Origin of the sequence: Treponema lecithinolyticum ATCC 700332, from assembly GCA_000468055.1 — a bacterium.
GTDB lineage: Bacteria > Spirochaetota > Spirochaetia > Treponematales > Treponemataceae > Treponema_C > Treponema_C lecithinolyticum.
Genome location: KI260562.1, coordinates 1 through 1,714 on the forward strand (window position 1 = coordinate 1; position 1,714 = coordinate 1,714).

1 rRNA gene is annotated in these 1,714 nt (G+C 50.2%); it reads left to right on the plus strand.

What is annotated here, in order from left to right:
* Positions 1-103: 103 nt before the first annotated feature.
* Positions 104-1,650, plus strand: a 16S ribosomal RNA gene (locus HMPREF9193_RS04605).
* Positions 1,651-1,714 lie beyond the last annotated feature (64 nt).

Genomic DNA, 1,714 nt, shown 5'->3' on the forward strand with positions numbered 1-1,714 from the left:
TTTTTTTTATTTTGTCTTTTTTTTTAAGATGGAGTAATAAGGAAGGCGGCCCCTAGAGATAGGGATAAAGAAGAAGTCAGAGGTCGAAAGACCTATGAAAACAATCATGGAGAGTTTGATCCTGGCTCAGAACGAACGCTGGCGGCGCGTCTTAAACATGCAAGTCGAACGGTAAGGAAGGAGCTTGCTCCTTTCTGAGAGTGGCGGACTGGTGAGTAACACGTGGGTGACATACCTTTTAGATGGGGATAGCTATTAGAAATAGTAGGTAATACCGAATGTGACCGTATCTGTTAGAGGGATACGAGGAAAGGAGCTAAGGCTTCGCTAAAAGAATGGCCCGCGGCCCATTATGCTCGTTGGTGAGGTAACGGCCCACCAAGGCGATGATGGGTATCCGGCCTGAGAGGGTGGACGGACACATTGGGACTGAGATACGGCCCAGACTTCTACGGGAGGCAGCAGTTAAGAATATTCCGCAATGGACGAAAGTCTGACGGAGCGACGCCGCGTGGATGAAGAATGCCGAAAGGTTGTAAAATCCTTTTAAGCCTGAGGAATAAGCACAGTAGGGAATGATTGTGTGGTGACTGTAGGGCTTGAATAAGCACCGGCAAATTACGTGCCAGCAGCCGCGGTAACACGTAAGGTGCGAGCGTTGTTCGGAATTATTGGGCGTAAAGGGCATGTAGGCGGATGAGCAAGCTTGGTGTGAAATGCTACAGCTTAACTGTGGGACAGCATTGAGAACTGCACATCTTGAATTACTGAAGGGTAACTAGAATTCCACGTGTAGGGGTGAAATCTGTAGATATGTGGAAGAATACCAATGGCGAAGGCAAGTTACCGGCAGATAATTGACGCTGAGGTGCGAAAGTGCGGGGAGCGAACAGGATTAGATACCCTGGTAGTCCGCACAGTAAACGATGTACACTAGGTGTCTGGCAACAAAGCTGGGTGCCAAAGCAAACGTGGTAAGTGTACCGCCTGGGGAGTATGCCCGCAAGGGTGAAACTCAAAGGAATTGACGGGGGCCCGCACAAGCGGTGGAGCATGTGGTTTAATTCGATGGTACGCGAGGAACCTTACCTGGGTTTGACATAGTACTTAAGTTCGTAGAGATACGGATGCGTAGCAATACGAAGTACAACAGGTGCTGCATGGCTGTCGTCAGCTCGTGCCGTGAGGTGTTGGGTTAAGTCCCGCAACGAGCGCAACCCCTACTGCCAGTTACTAACAGGTAATGCTTGAGGACTCTGGCGGAACTGCCGGTGACAAACCGGAGGAAGGTGGGGATGACGTCAAGTCATCATGGCCCTTATGTCCAGGGCTACACACGTGCTACAATGGTAGCGACAGAGTGAAGCGAAGCCGCGAGGTGGAGCAAAACGCAGAAAAGCTATCGTAGTTCGGATTGGAGTCTGAAACTCGACTCCATGAAGTTGGAATCGCTAGTAATCGCATATCAGCACGATGCGGTGAATACGTTCCCGGGCCTTGTACACACCGCCCGTCACACCATCCGAGTAGAGGGTACCCGAAGTCGGTAGTCTAACCGCAAGGAGGACGCTGCCGAAGGTATGCTTTGTAAGGAGGGTGAAGTCGTAACAAGGTAGCCGTACCGGAAGGTGCGGCTGGATCACCTCCTTTCTCTCAGAAAGGTTTTGTTATACTGTGTGCTTATCATACAGTAATTAGTGTTGTGTACACATAA